This is a genomic window from Candidatus Cyanaurora vandensis, assembly GCF_013285555.1.
Taxonomy (GTDB): domain Bacteria; phylum Cyanobacteriota; class Cyanobacteriia; order Gloeobacterales; family Anthocerotibacteraceae; genus Cyanaurora; species Cyanaurora vandensis.
Window position 1 is genome coordinate 1 of record NZ_JAAXLT010000221.1, and the last position, 6,247, is coordinate 6,247.

Annotated in this window: 4 protein-coding genes; 3 read left to right on the forward strand and 1 reads right to left on the reverse strand. The window is 55.0% G+C overall.

Annotated elements, in window-relative coordinates:
- Window positions 1-206: 206 nt before the first annotated feature.
- Complete coding sequence (locus HFM78_RS15625) at window positions 207-2,246, reverse strand: ribonuclease catalytic domain-containing protein (protein WP_287130387.1); 2,040 nt, start codon at window positions 2,244-2,246, stop codon at window positions 207-209.
- Between the two features lie 22 nt (window positions 2,247-2,268).
- Between HFM78_RS15625 and ispF the strand changes: the two genes are divergently transcribed.
- From ispF to HFM78_RS15640, 3 genes are all read left to right on the forward strand, one after another.
- A complete protein-coding gene (gene ispF / locus HFM78_RS15630; RefSeq protein WP_396032736.1) occupies window positions 2,269-2,763 on the forward strand; it encodes a 2-C-methyl-D-erythritol 2,4-cyclodiphosphate synthase in 495 nt (164 codons plus the stop codon).
- 148 nt (window positions 2,764-2,911) lie between these two features.
- A complete protein-coding gene (locus HFM78_RS15635; protein WP_287130389.1) occupies window positions 2,912-5,482 on the forward strand; it encodes a TonB-dependent siderophore receptor in 2,571 nt (856 codons plus the stop codon).
- A 148-nt stretch (window positions 5,483-5,630) separates the two neighbouring features.
- Entirely contained in the window at window positions 5,631-6,110 is a 480-nt protein-coding gene (locus HFM78_RS15640) for a Uma2 family endonuclease (protein ID WP_287130390.1), read from the forward strand.
- Window positions 6,111-6,247 lie beyond the last annotated feature (137 nt).

Below are 6,247 nucleotides of genomic sequence, written 5' to 3' on the forward strand. Positions count from 1 at the left end.
AGAGCATAGCCCCTACGACAGAGGCGCAATCCGATGTTGCAAGCTGACTCGTGGAACCAAGAGCTGGGCGGTACCGCCCAGCTATCCCCCGGCTTTAGCTGTGGGAAGTTTCAACACGGCGGGTGGTATTAAACTAATGCCCAAAGGAACTTAAACAAGCATCAGAAGCTCATGATACCGTCGCTCTGGGGACTTGGGATAGGAATTTAGCGGACTTCCTTAAGGATGAGGTAATCGCGGCTGGGGTCAATTTGGGTAATCGCGAGGTCTAGCATATCCCCTCGTTCCACAGGACGGTCCAGACGCACCGGCAAACGTAATGCTGAGTTCTCTAGGAGGACTAAAGGACGTTGAGGATCGCCCCCGGTCCAATCTAGGACCAGCGCGGGCTGGGGTTGGTCGCGGTGACGGCGCAGGTATTCGAGGACCCAGTAGCGGACACTCTGGCGTTCGAGGAATACCGAGTCACTGATGGCGGCCTCTAGGGTCATCAACAGTTCCCGCAGGGCCTGGGCAGTATAGGGAATCGGCTGTCCGTGCAGATGGGCCTTGAGTTGGTAATGAACTAAAAGATCGCTGTAACGGCGGATCGGAGAGGTGGCTTGAGCGTAACCCTCTAGTCCTAGTCCACCGTGACGACCGGGCTCTACCCGCAGTTCGCCACGCTGCATACAACGACAGATGGCGTAGTCCCGCACGGGACCCCAGGGCAGACGTTCGAGTTCTTCGGGAGCGGGCAGCGTGGGCGTAGGCTGGACGCGGTGAGGCAGGGATAGGTCATGCGCCTGGGCGTAGCGGGCTGCCACTTCGCCCACCAGGATCATCATCTCGGAGACAAGCGCGCGCGCTGGACTATCGGTTAAGACTTCGAGGGATAGGTCCTCCCCCTGGTCCTTGGCCTTGACCACCGCCTCGGGCATATCAATCTGGACCCCCCCCAGCCCCAAACGGTAGCGACGGCGCAGCTGGGCCAAGGTCCAGAGTCGGGCGAGCACTGGCTCCACCCCGGTCTCTAGTAACTGGTCCACCTCTTGATAGTCCAGCCGATAGACCGTATCCAAAGTCGTCGTGACAATCTCCGTCGTCACGATTTCGCCCTCAGGACCCAACTGGACCGCAAAGCTCAAGGCACAGTTATCTCGGCCCGCCAACAAGCTCAACGGTCCAGTCGCCAGCAAGGAGGGGAACATCGGGATCGTAATTTCCGGTAGGTAAATGCTGGTGGCCCGTCGTCTCGCTTCTTCTTCTAAAGGACTGCCCACCTGCACCCAGCGCGTCGGGTCAGCGATGTGGACCCAGAGCCGTTCCGTCCCATCTGGGAGTTTCTCTAGACTCAGCGCGTCGTCAATCTCCTGGGTCGTCGGGTCATCAATGGTATAGGCCGCTAGCCGATGTAAGCGAGTCCGGGGTACGGTATCCGCTGGGGGGTCCGTGATGAGTTGTTGGGCCTGCGCCAATAAAGTGGGTGTGAACTGGACCGGGACTCCCGAGCGACGCAGGAATAGGTTCTCGTAGGGTCCCCACCAACCCAGGGATACAAGGAGTTGTTGGGCGGCGGCGGCATCTTCTTTGTAGCCCAGGGTCCTGAGTAAGTCTTGGGCTTGGCTTTTGTCTTTGCTCTCGTCTTGCCACAGGGCGAAGCGTTCGATGAGTTCAAGGCGGTGGCGGTCCCCTTCTTGCCAGGGCTGGGGTTGACCCAGGATGTGGGACTGGATGCGCTCCATGAACTGTTGTTGCTGGCGTTGTTTGCGCTCTGCCATTTCTAATTGGTGCCGGATCTCCTCGACTTGACTCAGGGGACGCGGTTCGTAGCCCTCGGCCCGCTGCTTGAAATAGAGACGGTCATTGCTCAACAGCACATGGGCGGCATAACAGGTCTCAGCCGACTGTTCATTAAAAAGTAGTCCCGCGAGGATCTGGGGGGTAATTAGGTCGTCGGACTCCTGGAGCAATTCCCAGGCTAATTCCAAGTCGCCCTCGGTGACGAGCCGTGCCACTTGACTATCGAAGGGCAGGATTTTGCCCACCGGGAAGGTCCCACCCGGTACGACGAAACTCACCTGACGGGGATGGACCGTATGGACATGACCCGTGGGGACTTGTAGATTCCATTTGCCTTTGCCCTCGGGTCCGATGACCACCCCGAGTTGCCGGTCGCCGTGTAGCCGAAATTCCACTAAACTGCCGACATCCATGGACTTTAGACCTACCTGACTGCGCCTGCCTAGGACGATGGTAGCCCACATCTACCCTCCAAATTTAGGTACAATGCCGGTCATGCGGATTGGCAATGGCTACGATATTCACCGTCTGGTCCCCGGTCGCACCCTGATTATCGGCGGGGTAACGATACCCTACGAGCGTGGGCTATTGGGCCACTCTGATGCCGATGTCTTGACCCATGCGATTATGGATGCACTTTTGGGAGCCTTGGCCTTGGGGGATATCGGGCATTATTTCCCGCCCACGGACCCGGCTTGGCGGGGGGCCGATAGTCTCGTCCTCTTGGCTCAGGTGAACAAACTCTTGATGGAGCGTGGCTACCAAGTCAGTAACCTAGACTCGGTGATTGTCGCGGAGGCCCCGCGCATGAAGCCTCATCTCCCAGCCATGCAGCTAAAGCTAGGTCAAGTCCTTGGTATCGCCCCAGACCAGATTGGGATCAAGGCGACAACGCAAGAGGGCCTGGGTCCGATTGGGCAAGGTGAGGCGATTTGTGCCTATGCCGTAGTACTTTTAGAGAAATGTAGTATGGATAACTAGGGATTTCAGGGGTAAGCGGCGTTTAGACGAAAGCAGTTCCTAAAAAGTTCTCAAAAAAGCTAAGAAATTTACACAAAAGTTCAGGACGGACCGTTGACAGGGGTAGGGCTTGCCCTAATATATATGAACTGTTTTCTGGTGTGTGGAGATGAGTCAATTTGCGCGTAAGCGGACCCTCAAGGGTCTCAGCTTGTTTGGACTGGGTGCTCAGTTAGTTTGTTTAGCTTTGGTGGCGAGTCTGGGTCAGGGTGTCCGCGCTGAAGAGACCCCGGCGATTGCCCAAGTCAACACGATGGACACGGCAACTAATGCTAAGGAATTGGTGGGGACGGTCCTATCCGTCAACGCTAGTCCAGGGACTACTACTGAACAGCCCCCTTTGCTCACTGCTCAGACCCTTACCCCACCTGGTACCACCAGCACGTCCTCTGCTGATGAAGATGAGCCCGTAGACTTATTGGGTGATTACAACATCACTGCCCAACGCCGTCGGACCACGGAACGGGAAAATACCGTCACTACCTATTCAGTGAATCGTGAACAGATTCGTGCTTTCGGGGCGCGGACAGTTACGGATGCCCTCAAGCTGATTCCTGGCTTCACCTTTGCCGATACCCTGGGCGGTGTCACCTCCGACACCAGTAACTTCCTGCGGGGCTTAAACAGTCAACGCTTTCTCTTCCTGGTAGATGGTTCCAGCCAAGGCCGCGCCTCTAACAACCGGGCAGATACAGTTGGTACCCTACCCGTAGCGAACGTTGAACGGATTGAAGTTACCTTCGGGGGCGGTACCCTGCGCTATGGCGCGGACGCTATTGCTGGGGTCATTAACGTCATTACGACCATCCCAGAGGGTCCGCCCAAAGTCACCATCAACGGTCAGTTTGGTAGCTTTGGCTTTGCCCAGTACGACTTGAACTACTCAGGCAGCAATGGCGTTCCCTCGACGGATGCTGGGTATTTGGGCTTCGAGTTGGGCTATCAATCACTCAGTGCCATCAATGACTACCGATATACTTACAACTTTGGTACGGTAGGGCCGACCTTCATCAACGGTGTAGGTCCTTACCTGCCCGGTTCCGCACCTGTGTTCCCTGCGCCCGGTGTCAGCCTTATTGACCAGAACTTTACGGTCAATACCCGACTCAAGGGCGGCTATGTCTTCAGCGACTTCTACTATGGTAAAGCTGTCTTCAAGCCCGGGAAAGAACATACCGTCACCATTTCGGTAGCGCAACAGAACCGGACCACAGGTTCAGCAGGCAACCGTACTGGCTGTATCGCCTACGGTAACGCTGCTGTGCCGAGCTACTATCAGACGTACTACGGAGTACCCTTCGTCACCTATTGCTACAGCCCTGCCGCCACCAGTGCACGGACCCTAGAGGGAGATGTCCGTGGTCAGGGAGATAACCGGAGCTCCAATACTCGTGGCAACGTGATCTGGGATTGGAGCCTGAGTGAACTGAGCAGTATCAGGGGTCAATTTGCTGTTAACAGCACCCATCTTTTCTTTGCTAACCCCGGTTCACAGCGACTCATCACCAACCGCAACATTGATGGCTCGTTAGAATACATCTCGGAAATCTTCCCAGGAAATACCATCAACCTGGGTTATCAATTCCGCACCCTGCGCTCGACTCAGGCATCGGTGGCTGGCTATACTCCCCAGAACGTACCGCCCTCGCTAGACCGGGAGGCGACCACCAACGCCATCTACTTCACCGATGACTGGCAACTGTTCAACAAAGCCCTTATCCTCAACGCTGGGGTGCGTTTTACCAATGCGGTTGCCTTTGGAAACTTTATTAACTACGGGGCAGGCTTCCGCTACAACTTCGGCAGTGATGACCCCAGCACGGCCCCCTTTGGTCTACGCTTCAATTACTCAACAAGCTTCAAGCAGCCCTCGATCTCTGACCTCTACAATAGTGGGGTCATCAACCCAACTACCGGTCCGACCTTCCAGCAGTTCCTGGCTAACCCATCACTGCAACCAGAGCTAGGCCAAGGTTTTGACATTGGCTTGGATATTGCGTTTAGTCCTACAGCCGTGCTACGGGCGACCTACTTCCGTACCGACATCGTGGGCTACTTTGGTGATGGTAGTCCCTTTATCGGAAACTTACCGACGATTGGTGGTGATCCTAGGGGAGTTACTAACTGTGCGACGGAACCTATCCCTACTACGGCTAACAGTTGCTTGGCACAAACCTTTCAGTCCCGTAACGCCCAGTCTTTCCTCAGTACCGGCTTTGAGTTCACCTTTAACTGGGAGTTTGCCCAGTCCTGGAACCTCTCGCTATCCCAGTCTTTTGTGGATTCGCGCCCGGTAGGAACGTTAGGGACTGACCTCGCTCAATTCCCTTTCGCTACCAATGCTGGGTACTACTATGACTACCAGACTGCTGACATTCCCTACAGTCAGACGGGTATCCTTCTGACCTACACTTCGCCTAATTTCATTGCGGGCCTGTCGGGTCGGTTTGTTGGTACGCGTACGACCTTTGGGCCTTTTGTGACCCCCGGTTACGGTCAGTGGGATGCTACAGTCCGGGTGCCGGTTAGCGATAACTTGTCGTTCACGGGCGGGGTCTTCAACACCTTTGATGACCGCAGCATCTTGGCGAGTAGCTTGCGCTTGAGCAACAGTGCTGGGAACGCTGGGATTATTAGCCCTCCTACGACCTTCCGGGGCGGTATTGAACTCACCTTCTAGTTTGTTTGTTCAGTAGATTCATCGGTTCGCCCCCTACCTAGGGGGCTTTTTTTTGAGTGCTGGTGTTGAAGTTTGAATGGGGTTCGCTGATGTTCGTATCTGCTCAGACTCCCAAGGCAAAATAAGAGAGTCCCGGCGCGGTAACCTTATGACCCAGACCCCGATTAAGCCCGGTGGGAATGTGATTACCTGGGAAATCCTACCCCCCGACCTCCCCCTCCCGGACGATCCTGTGGACAGTATCACCCAACCATTCCTCGCCGCCGCGCTCACCGAAGCTCTCGAACTCGCAGGTTATCTGACCCCCTTGACGCTGGTTGCCACCAATTTTGGTTTGTGCGCCAAGGTCAATCAGCAAGTCGTTGTCAAAGCTCCTGACTGGCTCTATGTCGCTGGGGTCAATGAAAATAAATTAGACCGCCGTAGCTATACACCTCATGTCGAGGGAGAGGTCCCGCTGGTAGTGATGGAGTTTTTGTCAGATACCGATGGCTCCGAATACTCCTTCCGGCCCTCTCCTCCCCACGGGAAATGGTACTTTTACGAGCAGGTCCTTCAAATTCCGACCTACGTTACCTTTGAGCCCCTAGAGGGGTTACTAGAGGGCACCTCGATAAATAAAGGATGAAGGGAAGAATTATTAGAAAAAATGATTCTTATTAATAAACAAGGGTTTTTATACCCCTCTCTGCTAATCTTTTCGATTTTCTTCCGCCATTTTCCTTGATTTAGTTACACTACGCCTGGCCTTTGTACATAAACATA

Coding starts and splice junctions, on each gene's coding strand:
- HFM78_RS15625 (WP_287130387.1), bottom strand. CDS start 2,246: ATGTGGGCTACCATCGTCCTAGGCAGGCGCAGTCAGGTAGGTCTAAAG.
- ispF (WP_396032736.1), top strand. CDS start 2,269: ATGCCGGTCATGCGGATTGGCAATGGCTACGATATTCACCGTCTGGTC.
- HFM78_RS15635 (WP_287130389.1), top strand. CDS start 2,912: ATGAGTCAATTTGCGCGTAAGCGGACCCTCAAGGGTCTCAGCTTGTTT.
- HFM78_RS15640 (WP_287130390.1), top strand. CDS start 5,631: ATGACCCAGACCCCGATTAAGCCCGGTGGGAATGTGATTACCTGGGAA.